15 protein-coding genes are annotated in these 17,754 nt (G+C 62.6%); 5 read left to right on the top strand and 10 right to left on the bottom strand.

The window, feature by feature from the left end; translation table 11 throughout:
• Positions 1 to 329: 329 nt before the first annotated feature.
• The 3 genes from Q1V60_RS12745 (at position 330) to Q1V60_RS12735 (ending at position 2,116) form a co-directional block, all read left to right on the top strand.
• Positions 330 to 620, top strand: a complete 291-nt coding sequence (locus Q1V60_RS12745) for a DUF5629 family protein (protein WP_300630779.1) — start codon at positions 330 to 332, stop codon at positions 618 to 620.
• Complete coding sequence (locus Q1V60_RS12740) at positions 607 to 1,782, top strand: lactonase family protein (protein WP_300630776.1); 1,176 nt, start codon at positions 607 to 609, stop codon at positions 1,780 to 1,782. Before Q1V60_RS12745 ends, Q1V60_RS12740 begins: the two co-directional genes overlap by 14 nt.
• A 154-nt stretch (positions 1,783 to 1,936) precedes the next feature.
• Positions 1,937 to 2,116, top strand: coding sequence for a hypothetical protein (locus tag Q1V60_RS12735; protein ID WP_300630773.1), 180 nt, complete (start codon positions 1,937 to 1,939; stop codon positions 2,114 to 2,116).
• Positions 2,117 to 2,180: 64 nt separating this feature from the next.
• Here Q1V60_RS12735 and Q1V60_RS12730 read toward each other — a convergent pair whose 3' ends face one another.
• From Q1V60_RS12730 to Q1V60_RS12715, 4 genes are all read right to left on the bottom strand, one after another.
• Positions 2,181 to 2,774, bottom strand: coding sequence for a glutathione S-transferase (locus Q1V60_RS12730; protein ID WP_300630770.1), 594 nt, complete (start codon positions 2,772 to 2,774; stop codon positions 2,181 to 2,183).
• Positions 2,771 to 6,409 (bottom strand): AAA family ATPase, encoded by a 3,639-nt coding sequence (locus Q1V60_RS12725; protein ID WP_300630767.1) that lies wholly within the window; start codon positions 6,407 to 6,409, stop codon positions 2,771 to 2,773. The genes Q1V60_RS12730 and Q1V60_RS12725 overlap by 4 nt, the downstream gene beginning before the upstream one ends.
• Positions 6,406 to 7,647 (bottom strand): exonuclease SbcCD subunit D C-terminal domain-containing protein, encoded by a 1,242-nt coding sequence (locus Q1V60_RS12720; RefSeq protein ID WP_300630764.1) that lies wholly within the window; start codon positions 7,645 to 7,647, stop codon positions 6,406 to 6,408. The genes Q1V60_RS12725 and Q1V60_RS12720 overlap by 4 nt, the downstream gene beginning before the upstream one ends.
• 188 nt (positions 7,648 to 7,835) lie before the next feature.
• The gene (locus Q1V60_RS12715; protein ID WP_300630761.1) at positions 7,836 to 8,075 is read right to left on the bottom strand and encodes a DUF3077 domain-containing protein; all 240 of its coding nucleotides are present in this window, start codon (positions 8,073 to 8,075) and stop codon (positions 7,836 to 7,838) included.
• Positions 8,076 to 8,563: 488 nt separating this feature from the next.
• Here Q1V60_RS12715 and Q1V60_RS12710 point away from each other — a divergent pair, with 488 nt between their 5' ends.
• The gene (locus Q1V60_RS12710) at positions 8,564 to 10,042 is read left to right on the top strand and encodes a PAAR domain-containing protein (RefSeq protein ID WP_300630758.1); all 1,479 of its coding nucleotides are present in this window, start codon (positions 8,564 to 8,566) and stop codon (positions 10,040 to 10,042) included.
• Entirely contained in the window at positions 10,039 to 10,431 is a 393-nt protein-coding gene (locus tag Q1V60_RS12705) for a hypothetical protein (RefSeq protein ID WP_300630755.1), read from the top strand. The genes Q1V60_RS12710 and Q1V60_RS12705 overlap by 4 nt, the downstream gene beginning before the upstream one ends.
• Positions 10,432 to 10,571: 140 nt before the next feature.
• Here the strand turns inward: Q1V60_RS12705 and Q1V60_RS12700 are convergent, their stop codons facing one another.
• Genes Q1V60_RS12700 through Q1V60_RS12675 form a run of 6 tightly spaced genes read right to left on the bottom strand, consistent with a single transcriptional unit; the run spans position 10,572 to position 17,414 of the window.
• Entirely contained in the window at positions 10,572 to 12,212 is a 1,641-nt protein-coding gene (locus Q1V60_RS12700; RefSeq protein WP_300630752.1) for a protein BatD, read from the bottom strand.
• Positions 12,209 to 13,948, bottom strand: a complete 1,740-nt coding sequence (locus Q1V60_RS12695) for a tetratricopeptide repeat protein (RefSeq protein WP_300630749.1) — start codon at positions 13,946 to 13,948, stop codon at positions 12,209 to 12,211. Before Q1V60_RS12695 ends, Q1V60_RS12700 begins: the two co-directional genes overlap by 4 nt.
• Positions 13,945 to 15,033: a VWA domain-containing protein gene (locus tag Q1V60_RS12690; RefSeq protein ID WP_300630746.1), complete on the bottom strand. Its 1,089-nt coding sequence runs from the start codon at positions 15,031 to 15,033 to the stop codon at positions 13,945 to 13,947. The genes Q1V60_RS12695 and Q1V60_RS12690 overlap by 4 nt, the downstream gene beginning before the upstream one ends.
• Entirely contained in the window at positions 15,026 to 15,520 is a 495-nt protein-coding gene (locus tag Q1V60_RS12685) for a DUF4381 domain-containing protein (RefSeq protein WP_300630744.1), read from the bottom strand. Before Q1V60_RS12685 ends, Q1V60_RS12690 begins: the two co-directional genes overlap by 8 nt.
• Positions 15,517 to 16,449: a DUF58 domain-containing protein gene (locus Q1V60_RS12680; protein WP_300630741.1), complete on the bottom strand. Its 933-nt coding sequence runs from the start codon at positions 16,447 to 16,449 to the stop codon at positions 15,517 to 15,519. The genes Q1V60_RS12685 and Q1V60_RS12680 overlap by 4 nt, the downstream gene beginning before the upstream one ends.
• Positions 16,450 to 16,454: 5 nt before the next feature.
• Positions 16,455 to 17,414: a MoxR family ATPase gene (locus Q1V60_RS12675; protein WP_300630739.1), complete on the bottom strand. Its 960-nt coding sequence runs from the start codon at positions 17,412 to 17,414 to the stop codon at positions 16,455 to 16,457.
• Positions 17,415 to 17,754: the final 340 nt, after the last annotated feature.

Raw genomic sequence — 17,754 nt, 5'->3', positions numbered from 1 at the left:
GAGGTCAGGGTGTCGGCAGTCAATCATCTACGGCAAAGCGCCCATGATAGGCCCCACGCTGGCTGGCGGCACAAACCAATGAGGGTGGGCGTTTGCCCTGATACCAGTCATTTAAGCGGGTGAACTGTGGCGAGGGAGCTTGCTCCCGCTGGGTCGCGAAGCGGCCCCAGAAAATGGGACCGCTGCGCAGTCCAGCGGGAGCAAGCTCCCTCGCCACAGGTCACCCGTTTAACTGACGGGTATCAGGGCAAACGCCCACCCTCATTGGTTTGTGCCGCCAGCCAGCGTGTGGGCTATGATGGGCGTTTTCCCGTAGATGATTGACTGCCATGACTGCCGACACCCTGACCTCCGTCCTTACCACCAGCGACATGCTGCTCATCAATGGGCTGCACGCCTTCGATTTCAAGCTTGATGACCATCTGCTGATCGAAAGCATGGACGGCCGGGAACTCAAGCGTTGGACGTTCAGTCCAGAACAACTGGATGCGGCTACCTTTGATGACAGCTTGCAAAGCTGGCTGCTGCGCAACGACGACGGTGAACACCGTCTGGTGTGCTTGAGCGCCATCCAGGGCGACAACAATAACGACGAGGACGAAGCGGATGATGATGCGTAAATTCTGGCCCCTGCTGATGGCCGGCAGTGTCGGCGCGATGTCGGTGCAGGCCGCACCGGCTGATATCCATGAACTGCTGGTCGGCAGCTACACCGCCGGCAGCAGCGAAGGGATCTACCGCCTGCAATTCGACAGCCGCACCGGGCAGTTCAGCGGCAAACCGGTGCTGGCGGCCAAAACCGCCAACCCATCCTGGTTGACGATCTCCAAAGACCAGAAGCAGCTGTTCGTGGTCAATGAAAACGGTCCGGGCCAGGACGATGTGGTCGGCCGCGTCAGCAGCTACCGCATCGACCCGCAGAACCATCAGCTCACCCTGATCAACCAGGTGCAGAGCCTGGGCAACGAGCCAACCCACTCCAGCGTGGCCGCCGACGGGCGTTACCTGTTTGTCGCCAACTACTCGGTGATGGAAGACCCGGGCGGCAGCCTGGCGATTTTGCCGGTGGACACCAGCGGCAAGCTGTCGGCACCGGTGCAGTTGAGCGCGCACCCGGCCAGCCGCGTCAACCCTGAGCGCCAGGCGTCCAACCATGTGCATTCGGTGGTGTCTTCGCCGGACGGCAAGTACGTGTTTGTGCAGGACCTGGGCGCGGACAAAATGTTTGCCTACCGCTACGACCCCAAGGCCAACCACGAGCAGCCCCTCACGCCGGCCGATCCGGCCGCGGTGCAACTGCCTCCCGGCAGCGGCCCGCGCCACTTGTTGTTCAGCGCTGATGGCAAGCACGCCTGGCTGACCACCGAGATGAGCGCCCAAGTGGCGGTATTCGACTACAACGATGGCAAGCTGACCCAAACTCAGTTGGTGGATTTCGCGGGCGGCCAGCCGGTGTCCGACAAAGCCGGCGCCGCGCTGCACGCCTCCAACGACGGCAAGTTCCTCTATGTGAGCAACCGTGGCACGGCCAATCAACTGCTGGTGTTCAGCATCGACCCGGCGACCGCTCACCTCAAGGAAATCCAGCGCCGCTCCGTCGACGGTGATCATCCGCGCGAGTTCAGCCTGGACCCGAGCGGCAAGTTCTTGCTGGTCGCCAACCAGAAAAGCAACGAAATCGTGGTGGTTGAGCGCGACCCCAACACTGGCCTGTTGGGTAAAACCGTGCAAAAAATGCCGATCGATGCGCCCAGCGACCTCAAGTTCCTGGTGCGTCAATAAGCCACAGGCCCCGCAATGCGGGGCCTGAGCTTTACTATTAATTTTATTGATGACAGCTACTGTTTCAAAGCATTTCTAAGGTTCAACCCTCGGGCGTAAGTTGGGTTCCAAGGCCTCCCGGCCACCTAAACGAACGCACACGAGGGTTACCGCCATGAACTTCAATCTTTTCTCGATCATCGCCGCTTCCGCTGTTTCCGCTACCGTGGCATTGCCTGCCGCCGCCAGCGTGGAAGTTACCGGCAAAAAATCCAACACCACGGCCTACACCCAGAAATACCTGCAGCAAAGCGCCAACTTTTACGCCGCACTGGACCACAAGACCCAGCACTGAACCTCAATTGAGGGACGGTCAATTGTGGGAGCAGGCAAGCCGGCTCCCACGGTGGTAATGGCCATCAGGGCTTGGCCATCACTGCGATAAACAGCGGTGACTCCAGAAACCGCTGCAGCCAGACCTGCAATCGCCCATACAGCGCCCCCGCGAACCACGCTCGATCTACATGGGCGAACTGCCGCACGAATGGCGCCAGCGCCACATCCGCCAGGCTCAGGTGGTCGGCGAGCAAGTACTCGCGATCAGCCAGCAAACCCTCCAGCTTGTGCAGGAATACCTCGCCCTCGGCCCGATAATGTTCCATCGGCTGTTCCGGGTAGCGCTCGGCGTACTTGTATCGATTCAAATGATGTTTGAACACCTGGTCATTCTCCTCGATCAACGCCGACACCGCAGGGTCGCCTTGCAGCAGCCAATCGTCAGGATCGTGCCGTGCCAGCGCCCATTGCATGATGTCCAGGCTTTCCTCGATCACTCGACCTTCCACGCTCAGCACCGGCACCGTGCCCTTGGGTGACAAGGCCAGCATCTCGGGCGGCTTGGCCTTAAGGCTCACCTCGACGATTTCCACCGGTACGCCGCAATAGCGCAGCGCCAACCGCGCGCGCATCGCATAGGGGCAGCGCCGGAACGAGTACAGCAGCGTCTGGCTCACTTGACCTCCAGAGTGCTCAAGCCGTTGCCCTGGCGCTTGACCTGGATCTGCACCGGGATGCGCTCGTGCATTTCCTGCACATGGGAGATCACCGCCACCTTGCGCCCCTGGGCCTGCAAGCCGTCCAGGGCGTCCATGGCCAATTGCAGGGATTCGGGATCGAGGCTGCCGAAACCTTCGTCGATAAACAGCGACTCGATTTTCAACGTGCTCGAAGCCATCGAAGCCAGGCCCAGGGCGAGCGCCAGCGACACCAGGAAGGTTTCACCGCCCGACAGCGAGTGCACCGAGCGCAGTTCGTCGCCCATCTCGGTGTCCATCACCAGCAGGCCGAGCATGCTGCCGCCGCGTTTGAGGCGGTAGCGGCGCACCAGTTGGCGCAGTTGCACGTTGGCATGGTGCACCAGCAGGTCGAGATTGTAGGCCTGGGCGATCTTGCGAAAGGTGTCGCCGGTGGCCGAGCCGATCAGCGCGTTCAGGCGTGCCCAGCGCTGCCATTCGTCATAGGCCTTGGCGATCTGTTCGGCCAGGGCGTGGTTGGCGTCCTGGCGCCGTTGGTCTTCGGCCTGGCGGGCGCGCAGTTCAGCGCAGTGTTTCTCGCCCTCGGCCAACTGTTGGTTGAGCGCGACGAGGCTGGCGTCCAGCTGTTCGGCGTCCAGGTTGCCGTTGTGCAAAGCCTGATGCTCGGCCAGGCGCTGCTCGCGCTCTTGCAGCAGCACGTTGGCCTGTTCGACGGCTTTTTCGCGAGTGTGCAGTTGCTGGCGCAGGTCTGTGACCTGGGCATCGTCCAGCGCCAGCAGGCGCGCCAGGCCCTCGTCGTCCAACTCGGGGTGTGAGGCGCGCCATGCGCTGATGCGCGTGTCCAAGGCCTGTTGTTCTGTGTCGAGCGCTTGCTGGCGTTCCAACAGGGCCTTGAGGTCGGCGACCAATTGCACCAGGGCAGTGTGTACGGCGTGCAGCTCTTGGCTGGCATCGGTTTCGCTCTGGCGTGACTGGGCGACGGCTTGATCCAGTTGTTGTTGCCACTGTTCGGCGCTGCCGTGCTCGCCCAGCAAGGCGCTGAGTTTCGCCTGGGCGTCGCGTTGCTGGGTGGCCAACTCGGCGATCTGCAGATTCAGCGCCTCCAGTTGCTGCTGGCGATGCTGCTGGTGGGTTTGTTGTTTCTCGATAGCCTGCTGGCGCTCTTGTTGCTCAGCCAGCTCATCACGCTGATGACCCAGTTGTTCGAGGCGCTGGCTGACCTGCTGGTCGAGCTGCAGGAAGGTCTGCGCCGGCTCACTGCGCAAACCTTCCAGCGTCGCGGCGGGCAACAGGCTGGCGAAGCTGCCAAGTTCCGCGTCGAGGCGTTCGCGGTCGCTGGCCAGGGCGCGCTGTTGGTCGAGCAACAATTGACGCGCCTGCTGGCTGGCCTCCTGAGCGGCTTGCAACTGCTGCTGCAAACGCCCTGCGTTTTGTTGCAGGTTGAGCAGGGCGCCCTGGCGCTGTTCGTCCTGGGCGATGCTTTGCGTCAGTTGCGCCAATTGTTGAGCCAACCAGGTGCTGCGCTTGGCGGCGTCCTGATTGAACAGCGCAGCGCACAGTGGGTGCGCTTCCAGGCTTGGGATTAACGCCTGCTGCTGCAGAGTGAGTTGCTCTTGTTGCTGCAGGAACTCTTTTTGCTGGGCGATCAGACCGCCGACTTCACCGCGCAATTCGGTGAGTTTTTCCTTGAGACTGTCGACGGCCTTCTGTGCCGAGGCCTCTTCGTTTTCATCATGACGCCCCAGGCTCTGCAACAGCGCTTCGGGCTGGTGATAGGGGTGTTCGTGGCTGCCGCAAACCGGGCAGGGCTGGTCATCCTGCAATTGCTCGCGCAGTTCTTCGACGCTGGCACTGCGCGCCAGGCGCTGGCGCTCGAGCAGTTGCTTGGTCACCGTCAGGGTTTGCTCGGCCACCGTCAGTTCGGCCTTGGTTTGCAGGCCGGTCTGGTTCAGTTGTTCGCGTTGCTGCGCCGCCTCAGTGAGTTTTTGCGCCAGCGCGCTTGCCTGGGCGTCGAGTTGTTGCTGGCTGTCCCACAAACGTGCCAGGTCTTCGAAGGCGCGTTGTTGCTTGCGATTGTCTTGCAGGAGGCTTGCGAGCAACTGAATTTGTTCGGCCACCGCGTGCGGTTCGGCGCCGGCCTCCTGGTACAGCAAGTCCAGGGCTTCGCGCTGCTGGGTGAATTGCTCGGCGGCGGTGTTGGCGCGCTGTTCAAGTTGCGGCAGTTCGGCCTCGCCCTGGTTCAGGCGGTTGCCGATCAACATCAGTTGTTGCAGGCGATCACGGTAGGCCGTCCAGGCGTCGCTCAATGGCGCCAGGGCGGCGCTGCGCTCCAGCGCAGTGGCCAGGCTTTGCAGGCGTTCGGCAACCTGGGCCTGTTTGTCTTGCAGGCCGTTGAGCAAGGCCTGGCCTTCGTTGCAGGCGCTTTCTTGCTGCTGCTGGTCCTCGGTGCGCTTGGCCAGTTCTTTGGTCAAGTGGGCGAGGGTGGTTTGTGCGTCGAACGCCTGGCGCAACAGAGGCGCGGCGTGCGCCTGGTTTTGCTGGGCCTGGCCGAGTGCCGACTGGGCGCTGGCCTGCTGGTGTTGCGCCTGTTCCTGGCGGCTGTGCAGCACGGTTTGTTGTGCCAGGTGCTGTTGAATCTGCGCGGCGAGCGGGGCCAGCAATACATCGAGTTCAGCGCGGCGCACGAAGTGATGGCGCTGCGGAGCGAGCTGGTCCAGGCGCGTCAAGTCTTGGCGTTGCTGGCCTTGGCTGTCCCACAGTTGCCGGGCTTGCTGCAACTGCTCGGCGGCGCTTTGTCGGCGCTCTTGCCACTCGCGCAACTCCTTGAGCCAGGTGTGCTGCAATTCCAACTGCTTGAGTCGGGCCTGATGGGTTTTGAGTTGCTGCTGCGCCTGGCCCAGCTGTTGGTCCAGCTCGGCACGGGCTTCGGGGGCCAGGGGCACCACGCCGCTGGCCTGGTCCTGCAACTGTTTGTGGACGTCCTTGGCGTCCTTGGCCTTGTCGAACGCACGGCGGCCCAGTTGAGTGTAAAGCGCGGTATCGGTGAGCTTTTCCAGCAGTTCGCTGCGCTCGTTGTCGTTGGCCTTGAGAAAGGCGCTGAACTCGCTTTGCGCCAACAGCACTGCGCGGGTGAATTGTTCGAAGTTCAGCCCCAGGGCCAGTTCCAGTTGGGTCTTGTATTCGGTTTTCTGACTGGCCAGCAGTTGCTCGCTGTCCAGGTCGATCAGGCTCTGGCGACTGTTCTGCAACTTGCCGCTGGCCTTGTCGCGGGCGCGGTTGGCTTCCCAGCGGGCGCGGTAGCGGCGGCCGCTGACGCCGACGAAATCCACCTCGGCATAGCCACCGCCGGTACCACGCCTGATCAGCGTGCGCGGGTCGCCGATGGAAATATCGCTGTCGGCATCCGGCATCTTGGCCTGGCCGGTGTCGCCCAGGCGCGGCACCGCGCCAAACAGCGCCAGGCACAGTGCATCGAGCAGGGTGCTTTTACCGGCGCCGGTCGGCCCGGTGATGGCGAACAAACCGGCGCTGGCCAGGGGCTCGGCGGTGAAGTCGATCTCGAACGGCCCGGCCAGGGAGGCGAGGTTTTTCAGGCGGATGGCGAGGATTTTCATGGCTGTTCGCCCTCCTGTTGCACTTCCTGGAGCAGTACGGCGAAGTCCTTCAAGGTCTGTTCATCCACTTCGCTGCCGTAGCTGTCCTGCCAGGCGCGGCTGAACAGCTCCTGGGGCGTGAGTTGGTCGAGTTCGACCAGGCGGTCTTCGTCGCCGTCTTCGCGCTGGCCAATACCTGCGTATTCGGCGGCGATGCGCACCAGACGCACGGCCTTGCCTTGCAGGGCGTTCTCAATCTGCTGGCGCAGGTCTGGCTGTGGCTCGTCGAGCCGTACACGCACTTCCAGCCAGGGGTGGCGCTGGGTTTCGGCCAGCAGGTCGACGTCCGGCAACTCCGCCAGGGCCTTGAGAATATCGGCCAGCGGCGCGGCCTCCAGGCGTTGCAGGTTGACCGAGCGCGGAATCGGCAGCGGTTCGACGCTGACCAGTCTTTCGCCCTGGAACGTCACGTCGAGCACCTGGTGCTTGTAGCTGATTTCGGAAAAAGACAGCGGAATCGGCGAACCGCTGTAGCGAATGCGCTCTTCGCCATTCACCTTTTGCGGTTTGTGCAAATGGCCGAGGGCGACATACCCGACACTTTTATCGAACAGCGTGGCCGGCAACGCCTCGGCATTGCCGATGATCAAGCTGCGTTCGGAATCTTCCGACACCGAGCCCCCGGCCATGTGCGCATGGCTGATGGCAACCAGCGCCTGGCCTTTCTTGCGTTTGGTATTGGCGGCGGCAATCAGCCACTCATGCACTTGGCCGATACCCCGCAGGTAATCATCGCCCAACTGCGCGCCCGTGACTTCAGCCGGACGCAGAAAGGGCAGCGCCAGGCACCACGCGGCGATCTTGCCTTTGGCATCCGGCAAGGGGATCAGAAGGCGTTCGGCATCCAATTGGCCGTCATCCAGCCACAGCACTCGGCCAAGGGCATGGGTGCGCAGGCGGCGCATCAACGGTGCAGGCAATTCGATGCGTGAGCCGGAGTCGTGGTTGCCGGCGATCATCACAATGGTCAGTGTCGGGTTCTGTTCGTGGGCGCCGATGATGAAGTCATACAGGCGCTCCTGGGCTTTGAGCGGCGGGTTGACCGTGTCGAAGATATCGCCGGCGATCAGCAGCGCGTCCGGGCGATGGGCCTTCAGTTGGCCGAGCAGCCATTCAAGGAAACAGGCATGTTCGAAGTCGCGTTCCTGGCCGTGCAGGTTTTGCCCAAGGTGCCAGTCGGAGGTGTGGAACAGACGCAAGGCGAACTCCGTGGAGAAGATGAAAAGGAGGGGAGTTTACCTGTAAATGCAAAGGCGGTGCCTGCGTGAGGCGCAGATCATGGCGTGGGAGCGGGCTTGCTCGCGCCGGGGGTGTGTCGGTTAAAACATCTTTGGCTGACGCACCGCTTCCGCTTGCACGCCCGCTTCCACAGGGGGGCGAGGGTGGATTATGCCTGGGGTTGCAGGCACTCCATCGCCCGGTCCGCCAGGGTGCGGGCCATGTCGATCAGATGAGCGGTGGAGCAGGCCATGTCGCGTTGGGTGCCTTTGAGGCCTTCGGCGGCTTCGGTGGCGGTGGTCGCGGCACAGCGTAATAGCGAGGAAATGCTGGCGATGGCGTCTTCGAAACTGAGGTCTTCGTGGGCGACGAAAATGGGAAAAGGTGGATCGGGGACGAGTTTGTTCATACGTGAAGCTTCTGCTTGGATTGGGAGCCATTCTTTTGTCGATCTCACACGTCAAAAGGTGGCAGCTATGTGCGGGGTGAGATACCGGAAGCAGGACCCGGCCAGACCGAAGTCTGCCCGCACACAGCCGCCATTGACGGTTGTGGCGCATGGCGCCTGCTAATACACGGGATCTCACACCCGATCGCTGATAGGCAGCGACGGAGCGAAGGCTAGCCAGTGTATTGAGCAGGCGCAAGGCCGAAGGAGTGTCTAGGAAACGTCCTGCAAATTAAAGGGATATGGATTGCTGGCCTTTAACATTGCATGTCCAGCAACCGACGCAGACCCGCAGTAACGGGTAGACGCTGGTGCGCTATTCCGGGCGTCGCTGGGCTATCAGACTTTTACGACCACCCCCTCGGAACGGTCCGACTTTACCCTAAGTAAATCGCTCTTCAGAGTTTGGCCCGCCACTGACGTTCTCTTACTCGTTTACCTCGATTGAAATGCGCTGCGCCAAAATTTTTATCGAGACAAGCAGGGGGAATGACGGCCAACAAACTCCATGGATAAAGGGCAAGACGATGAGCGTGGGTTATTTCATTGGGCTTGGTGACAAGACCACCTGCGGTGGGCAAGTGCTGAACGGTGATGGACGCGTCAACATGCATGGCCTCGTTCATGCTCGAGAGGGTGACCCGGTCAGTTGCGGAAAAGATGGTCAAATCTATCGGATCGTCGGCGGTATTTCCTACATGAACAGTCATGGCAGGCTCGTGGCGGGGACTCTGGACAGCCGCAGTGACTGTTCCTGTAAAGCCCAACTGATCCCTTCGGTCTACAAAGCTACTTACGAAAGCCGCGACACCATCTCGCGAACCGCCAGCCAGGCGGTCGACTCGGCTCGGGCGACAGCCGCCAGCCGCCACGCCGCGCCGTCACAAGCGGCTAACCGCGCAATCCCGGTTGTGTTCAGTGGCGTGCAGGGCGAAGAGCCCGGTTTTTATATTGTGCCCAAAAGCATGGCCCGCGAGGCACTGGAGGCGACGCTTTTCGCGACGCTCGACCCGGCTGTAATGCGCAAATTCCAGGCACTTAATCCCAACACGGGTGACGTCAAAGCTGGCTCGATGATCGTACTCAGCGATCCTGACAACACGGCCTGCACCTATCAGGAAGCGCAGCTGATGCAGGCCGCTCGGCACGTTGACGCATCGCTGGATTCCGTGACGCCGGACGAGGCCGACTTTCTGTATCGCCACGGAGCCGAGATTGCCGGTTTCATCGGCCATACCTCAACCTGGCTGGGCGTCAGCGCGGTGGTGATGGAAACTCACTTGAGTAACCTGCGCGACACCCTCCAAGCCATTGAGCGTCTGCATCAGAAAAGTTATCGCCAGCACGGCCACCTTAAATCGCCGCAGTTCTTCACGGATCGCCAGCGTCTAATGAGCCAGCTGGATGCCCATCTGCTCAACTCCACGCGCTTGCGCGGCCAGACAACCTTGGGCGACCACCCCAAGTTGAAAACGGCCCTGGGTATTTCCAGTCGCAGTCTGGTGCATCACTGGGACAAGGCGGGCGGGCCGGGGCAGATTCCGGGTTATTCCGCGCATGTGGAGGCGATCAGTCGCGCTGCCCGATACATGAAAGCGGGGGGTTACATTGGGATTGGACTTGGCGGCATCTCCTCCTCGTTGGCGATACAACAGGTGTGTAATAACGATTCCGGAGCGGCTTGCGAAAAGATCAAGTTTACAGAGGGCGGAAAGTTTGCCGGCTCGGTTAGCGGCGGTGCTTTTGGCGGATGGGTCGGCAGCATTGCCGGTAGTACCATTTGCTTGGGACTGGGTGTCACGACAGGTATAGGTGGAGTTGTCTGTGTTGCTGCTTTGGTTGGAACAGGCGCATGGGCGGGTACGACTGTCGGTGGCAAAGGTGGCGAAATAGGCGGAAAAATTTTGTATGAGAAAACTTTGCCATGACAACGGAAGAGTTTTGGAAATCATGGCTGGCTTTCTGGATTTTCTCTGGCGGCCCGCTTCTGCTTGGAAATGCCGGCCTCGTATTCAGCCTGTACCTCACCCGTCGTCACTTGGACGCTATAAAGGAAGCATTGAAAAATAGCCGGTATATCTATCTTTGGGGAGACTGCCTCGGCAAGCGAGGTTTGATTTGGTCTCTTTTGGAAATGTCTAAAATCGCGGGGATGATCTTGTTGCCAAAATCTCATATTCGCTTAGGCGATTTGGACCCGGTGGACTTTGAAAACTTTCCTCCCTATCTAAAACGTCTTCTCACGATCGTCACTACGATGATGGTTACCGCCATGATTTGGTTGGCAGTTGTAGCCATTGTGTTGGAATTCAGGTAATTCGAACGGGCCTCACGCGAGTCCCGACATCCGTAAAAAACAAGTTCAGGTTAAATAAAACGGCCCCCAGCGACGCAGAATAATTGTGGGAGCAAGCGCGCTCCGACATTTTGAATGGTGGTGTGTCAGTTGGTGTGCGGTTATTTAGGGTAAAGCGGCGGCAAGCTGGTGGCGTCCGTCGCCGGGTCTTGTTCGCGTTCGGACACGGGGATGGCCTTGATCGCGCGCCACAGGTCTTCACCCAGCCAATACTGGCCGCTCTCGCTGTACAGCGCGCCGTTCAACCCATCCAACGCATCCGACAGCGGCACGAACCGCGCCGCCATGTCGGCCAGGGTTTCCGGTTGCTGGCGCGCCCACGCATCCAGCGCCTGCCGGGTGGCCTGGGGGTCGTTGGCCAGGGTGGCGCGCTTGAGGTCGTCGAGCAGGGTGCGCGGGCTGGGGCCGGTTTGCGCGGCGCGTTGCACGGCAGGTTGGCGGCGAGCGCGCCACCACAGGCCGAAGCCCAGTAAGGTGGTGCAGGCCAGCAGCAAGGTGCTCAGTTGCCACAGCCACAGGCGTTCGTCATCCGGCGCGGTGATGACGGTCGGCGTGGCGGGGGTGTCCACCATCAGGCTCGGGTTGACCGCCACTTGCAGGGTGCGGGCCGGCAGGGTGGTGCGTTCAAGATGGTCTTCATGGGTGTTCCACCACACCACTTCCACGGCGGGCAGTTCCAGCGCACCGGCACGGGTGGGCACCAGTGCTTCACGGTCTTCCCGGCTGCCGACCAGGCCCCGGTCGCGGGTCTCGTTGCCCAGTACCGGTTGATCCGGGTAGCGCCGCAGGCCGTTGACGTCGGTACTGGGCAGCGCCGGCAGTTGCGCGCTGGACAAGCCTTCGACCTTGACCGTGAGGTTGCGCGTCAGCGAGTCACCCACCTGTACATGCTCGGGCTCGGGGTTCCAGGCTTCGCTCAGGCTCAGGCTGCGCGCCGGCAACCACGGAGTGTCGGCGGGATAGAACTCGGGCTTGGCCTTGACGATCAGCGCAAGGGGCGCCGAGCTTGCGTGGATCAGCTTGCCCGGCTTGGTGCCCTGCAGGGTGTTCTCCTGGGGTGGGCGCGACTCCACCAGGGTGGCGCTGAAGGTTTGCGCCGCGATGGCCAACGTTCCGCTGCGCTGCGGGTAGATCGCGTAGCGGGTTTCGATCACGCCATGGCGAATGCTGTTGATGACTTTTTCATAGGTGCGCGACTCGCCCAGTTGCTCAACGCGGGCGTCGGGGATTTGCAGTGGCGTGAGGCTGCTGTCGTCATACAGCGACACCGAGTGATACACGCGCACCGTCAGCAGGGCCTGGGCCTGCACGTAAACGCTGGGCTGGTCGAGGTTGGCTTCGACAAACACCGGCGCCAGTTCGGCGCTGGTGTTCTGGCTGGCGGTTTCCAACACCTGCAGGGTGATCGGCTGGGTCGTGAGTTCGCCCACTTGCAGCGGCGGGATCACAACGGTGCCGTTTTCCCTGGGCAGCAGGGTGATGATCCAGCGCGTGGTGGCGTGGTTATCGCCGCCCAGGGTGGTGAGCTGGTTGATCTGGCGCGTGCCGCTGACTTCGAATTGCGCATCCAGGGGCGACAGGTCGGGCTTGCCGAACTGAGTCACGTCGCTGGATTCCACCGTCAGTTCCACCGTTTCCCCGGAATTGAGGCGACTGCGGTCGACGCTGGCGACCAGGTTCGCCGCCTGGGCTTGGCCTGCCGACAATGCGAGCAAGAGCAGAAGGGTGGTGCGGCGGCTCATCGAGTCTTGTCCTGATGTTGTTGCTGTTCGTACCAGAATTTGCGCCGCAGCAGCTCGCCGGGGTTGTCCGGGATCTGCTGCAGCCATTGCTCCAGCGCCTGGCGCTGTTCGCCTTCAAGGCTGGCGTCGGCGGGGCGTAGCGGCGGCGTGGTGGTTTGCTCGTCGCCCAGTTCGCTGCCTGGCACTTCGTTGCTGCCGGGCGGCCGCGCGGTCGCGGTGTCGGTGGTGCCATTGCCGGCTTCGCCCTGGCCCTGGGTGGATTGCTCGCCTCCCTTGGCCGTTTGCCCGTCGGCGCCCGGTTGCGCAGTTTGGCCGGGTTGGGTGGTTTCGTCATCCTCGTTTTTTTCGGGTTCATCGGGCTTGGGCTGCGCTTGTTCCTGGAGCAAGCGTTCCACCAGCGCCTTGTTTTTCAGGGCGGGTTGCAGATCGGGTTGAGCTTCCAGGGCCTGTTCGTAGGCGTCGATCGCAGCTTCCAGCGCACCGGATCTGGCCAGGGCATTGCCCCGATTGTAGTGGGCGTAGGCGTCGTCACCTTCGGCAAAACGCTTGACGGCCTCGGCATAGTTGCCGGCTTCGTACAGGGCCACGCCTTGCCATTGCGGGTCCTGGAAGCGCTCGGCAGCCTCGGCGGGGCGTTTTTTCTTGAGCAGGTACTGGCCTTGCTGATCGGGGCGCAGCCACAGGTCCTGGAATTGGAAGGCATAGCTGGGCTGCGGTGCGGCCATCAATAGCAGCGGCAGGCAAAACAGCCAGCCGCGGCGCCCGGCGCAGGCGGCCAACAGCAGCAGCGGCAGGAGCAGCCAGTAACCCTGGTCGGCCCAGGTGTCCAGGCGCAGCAGTTGGCCGTCGTCGCGCAGGGCTTGGGGCGGGTCGAGTACGCCCAGTTGCCGCAGGTCTTTTTCGTCCAGGCGCGCCGCTCGGTAGCGGCCGCCCATTTCGCTGGCGAACGCCTTGAGGGTGGGGCTGTCCAGGCGCGGGATCAGGATCGCACCCTGTTCGTCCTTGAGGAATTCGCCGCTTTCCTGGGTGACCGGCGTGCCTTCGCGGCTGCCGATGCCGAGGATCGACAAGCTCGGCGTCTGGTTACTTTGCAGCAGCAGGCGAATACCCTGGCGCTCCTGTTTGGACAGCGACGAGCCGATCAGCAGCAGGCGCCCCTGGCCCAGGCCGCCGTGCTTGAGCAGGCCCAGGGCTTTTTCCACGGCCAGGTCGGCGCGGTGGCCGGGCTCGGGCATGATCGAGGGGCGTAGCGCTTCAAGCAGGTTACGGCTGGTGGCCAAGTCATCCGACAGCGGCACCAGGGTGTGGGCGCTGCCGGCATACACGACGATGGCGGTTTGCGCGTCGGTGCGTGCTTGCAGCAAGTCATACAGTTTGCGCCGCGCCTGTTCGAGGCGGTTGGGCGGGCTGTCGGTGGCGAGCATCTCGGGGGTGAGTTCCAGCAGCACGACCAGCGGGTCAGAAGGCTTCTGGCTGAGTTGTTCAACCCGTTGCCAGCTGGGCCCGAGCAGCGCCAGCAACGCCAGCAGCCAGGCGACGCCGAGCACCACCCAAGGTGATTTGCTTTCGCGCCCGTTGCCGCCACTGAGCAGCGTGGCATGGAAGGCCGGCGGCAGGATGATCTGCCAGCGCCCGGCGCGTTTTTGTCGGTGCCACAGCTGCCACAGCAACCAGCCGAGCAGCGGCAGCAGCAACAGCCACCAGGGACGTAACCAGTGCGGCCACAGAGCGATCATCGACGCCTCCGCAAGCGCAGGCGATTGAGGCGCTGGCGCCATTCAGGGCTTTGTGGCAGGAACATGCCCTTGCTCGACAGTTTGTTGTACAGCCGCTGCAAGGCGTTGTTCGGCCAGCGTTCCTGAACCACCAGCAACACGCTGAGGATCAGCGCCAGGGCCAGTGGGCCGCTGTACAGCGCGTGGGCAGGGCGGGCCTGGGTAGGTTGCTGTTCCACGGGCTCAAGGGTGTCGAGGGTTGTTTTGATCTGTTCCAGCTCCTGGCCATCGCGGGCGCGGAAATACTGGCCGCCAGTCGCCTCGGCGATTGCCTTGAGCGCCGGTTCGTCGAGGTCCAGGCTCGGGTTAACCCCGAGAATGCCCAAGGAGCCGGTTTGCTCGGGGTCGGCGCCGATGCCGATCGGATAGATTTTCACGCCTTCTTCAGCGGCCAGGCGCGCGGCGGTGAGCGGGTCGATTTGCCCGGCGTTATTGGCGCCGTCGGTCACCAGGATCAGCACGCGGCTTTGCGCCGGGCGTTGGCGCAGGCGTTTCAAGGCCAGGCCGATGGCGTCGCCGATAGCGGTGTTCTTGCCGGCAATGCCGATGCGCGCTTCATCCAGCCAGGTGCGCACGGTGCGCCGGTCGAAGGTCAGCGGTGCTTGCAGGTAAGCCTGGCTGCCGAACAGGATCAGGCCCACGCGGTCGCCTTCACGCCCCCCAAGAAAATCCCCGAGCAGGGGCTTGACCAGGGTCAGGCGGCTGACGTCCTCGTCCTGCCAGTGCATGTCGGGAAAATCCATGGAGCCGGACACATCCACCGCCACCAGCAAGTCGCGCCCACTGGCGGCAATCGGCAGCGGCTCGCCGAGCCACTCCGGGCGTGCGGCGGCGGTCAACAGCAACAGCCACAGCACCACGAACGGTGCCTGCTGGCGCCAGCCCGGCAGGTTCACCCGGGCGCGGCGTCGGGCCAGGCTTTCGAGGTCATTGAGGTAGCTGACTTTCAGGGCGGGTTCGCCACTGTCGGCCACCGGCAGGATAAGGCGCATCAACCACGGCAACGGCAGCAGGGCGAAGATCCACGGCCAGGCGAACTCAAACATGTTTGCGAATCCAGGTGTCGACGGCTTGGGTCAGGCCGGCGATGGCTTTGTCGTCGAGTTTGCATTCGGGCTTGTACGCGCCTTCGACCAGCACCATCCAGCGCGTGAGGCCGGCGGCGGGGCAGCGGTTATCCAGGAACGCCAGCCATTTGCGGCCGTTGAGGGTGTGGCTCTGGCTGTAGGGGTAGTCGTTGCGGCACAGGCGCTTGAGCAAGCCATTGAGTTGCTGCAGCCAGGCCCCGGCGGGCGCGCCGTCGTAGGGTTTGGGCATCAGCGCCAGCTCGGCCAGGGCAGCGATGCGCAGCGGGTCCAGCGGTTGTTCGGCGCGGGCGACGGGCTGGCGGGTGGGCAAGAAACGCCGTAGCCACCACAGGCCCCAACTGAGCAACGGAATCACCAGCAACAGCAGCCACCAGCCCGGCGCGGGCGGCCAGAAGCCGATGGCCGGCGGGGCGATCAGCGGTTGCAGTTGGTCGAGGCTGCTCATTGTTTTTTGACCGGGCGTTGCGGGTTGAGGTATTCGCGCAGTTGCTCGACCATTTCACTCTGGGTGCTCAACGGCATCAACAAAACCCGCAGCTTTTGCGCGAGCCGTTCCCAGCGAGCGATACGTGCTTGGGCCTGGGCCTTGTAAGCCTGGCGCAAATCGACATTCAGCGTGTCCAGTTCCAGTTGCGCGCCTCTCTGCGCGAAACGCAGCAACCCGGCTGCGGGCAGGGCGTGGTCCAGCGGGTCGGAGATGGGCAACAGCAGCAGGTCGCAATGGCGCGACAACAGGCTCAACTGCTGCTCGGCGCCTTCGGTGAGCGCCCGTTCATCACAGATCACAATGCCCAGGCTGCCCGGGCGCAGCACCTCGCGGCCACGGCGCAAGGCCATGCCCAGGGCGTCGGCTTCAGGAAGGCTTTCGGTGTTCAGGCTCTGGTTGACCCGCACCAGGCGGTTAAGCAGTTGCAGCAGGCTTTGCTTGCTGCGCCGGGGTTTGATTTCGTAGTGCTCGTTATCGCCGAACACCAAACCGCCCACGCGGTCGTTATGCCCCAAGGCGGCCCAGCCGATCAGGCTGGCGGCTTGTGCGGCGAGCACCGACTTGAACATCTGCCCCGAGCCGAAAAACAGCCGGCAGCTTTGCTCGACCATGATGAAAATCGGCCGTTCGCGCTCTTCGTGGAACAGCTTGGTGTGTGGCTCCTGGGTGCGCGCCGTCACGCGCCAGTCGATGGTGCGCACGTCATCCCCGGCCTGGTACACGCGCACCTGGTCGAAATCGACACCGCGCCCGCGCAGCTTGGAATGGTGCAGGCCGATCAACGGGCTGCGCTGGCCGGGCGTGGAAAACAATTGCACTTCACGCACGCGATGGCGCATCTCGATCAACTCACTGAGCGTGACGTGGATACCCGCGCTCGCGTTCATCGACTTCAAGCGACGGCAACGACGTCAAGAATGCGTTGCACCACACGGTCCTGGTCTACGCCTGCGGCTTCGGCCTCGAACGACAGAATGATACGGTGGCGCAACACGTCGAACAGTACTGCCTGGATATCTTCGGGGCTGACGAAATCGCGACCGGCCAGCCAGGCATGGGCGCGGGCACAGCGATCCAGGGCGATGGAGCCGCGCGGGCTTGCGCCGTAGGCAATCCACTCGGCCATCTCCAGGTCGAACTTGGCCGGGGTGCGCGTGGCCATGACCAGTTGCACCAGGTATTCCTCCACCGCATCGGCCATGTACAGGCCGAGGATTTCCTTGCGTGCGGCAAAGATCGCCTGCTGGCTGACGCGGCGCTCGGGCTTGGTTTCGCCGTTGAGCGCTTCGCCACGCGCCTGTTGGAGGATGCGTCGCTCGACGGCGGCATCCGGGAAGCCGATCTTGACGTGCATCAGGAATCGATCGAGCTGGGCTTCCGGCAGGGGGTAGGTGCCTTCCTGTTCGATGGGGTTTTGCGTGGCCATGACCAGAAACAACGGCGACAGCTCGTAGGTGCTGCGGCCCACGCTGACCTGGCGCTCGGCCATGGCCTCAAGCAACGCCGACTGGACCTTGGCCGGGGCGCGGTTGATTTCATCCGCCAGCACCAGGTTGTGAAAGATCGGCCCTTGCTGAAAGACGAAGCTGCCGGTTTCCGGGCGATAGATTTCGGTGCCGGTGATGTCGGCGGGCAACAGGTCGGGGGTGAACTGGATACGATGGAACTGCGCTTCGATACCTTCAGCCAGCTCTTTGATGGCCTTGGTTTTGGCCAGGCCCGGCGCGCCTTCAACCAGCATATGGCCGTCGGCGAGCAGGGCGATCAACAGGCGATCGATGAGTTTTTCCTGGCCGAGAATCTGCGTAGAAAGAAAGGTTCGCAGCGCTAGCAGCGCTTCACGATGTTCCATCGATGACGGTTCCTGGAAAGATGAGCTCGGGTGTCAGGGAAAACACCGGCCTGGGGCGCTTACTTTAATGCATCGCGGGGTGGGCGACTAACGGCTTTTTTAGCGTTCCCGCACGGTGCGTGGGAGCGAACATCAAAGTGCGGGAACGGCCGTACTCGCCAATGTGGTGGTTCAGCCACTGATGCGGTGGCTGACATCGCGCCTTCGCGGGCAAGCCCTAATGCCGGTCAGTTAAGCGCTAAAGCAGAAAAACCTGCGACCTGTGGCGAGGGAGCTTGCTCCCGTTGGGGCGCGAAGCGGCCCCAAAAATGGGACTGCTACGCAGTCCAGCGGGAGCAAG

The organism is Pseudomonas sp., from assembly GCF_030147005.1.
Taxonomy (GTDB): domain Bacteria; phylum Pseudomonadota; class Gammaproteobacteria; order Pseudomonadales; family Pseudomonadaceae; genus Aquipseudomonas.
This window is presented reverse-complemented; position numbering and strand designations above follow the sequence as displayed.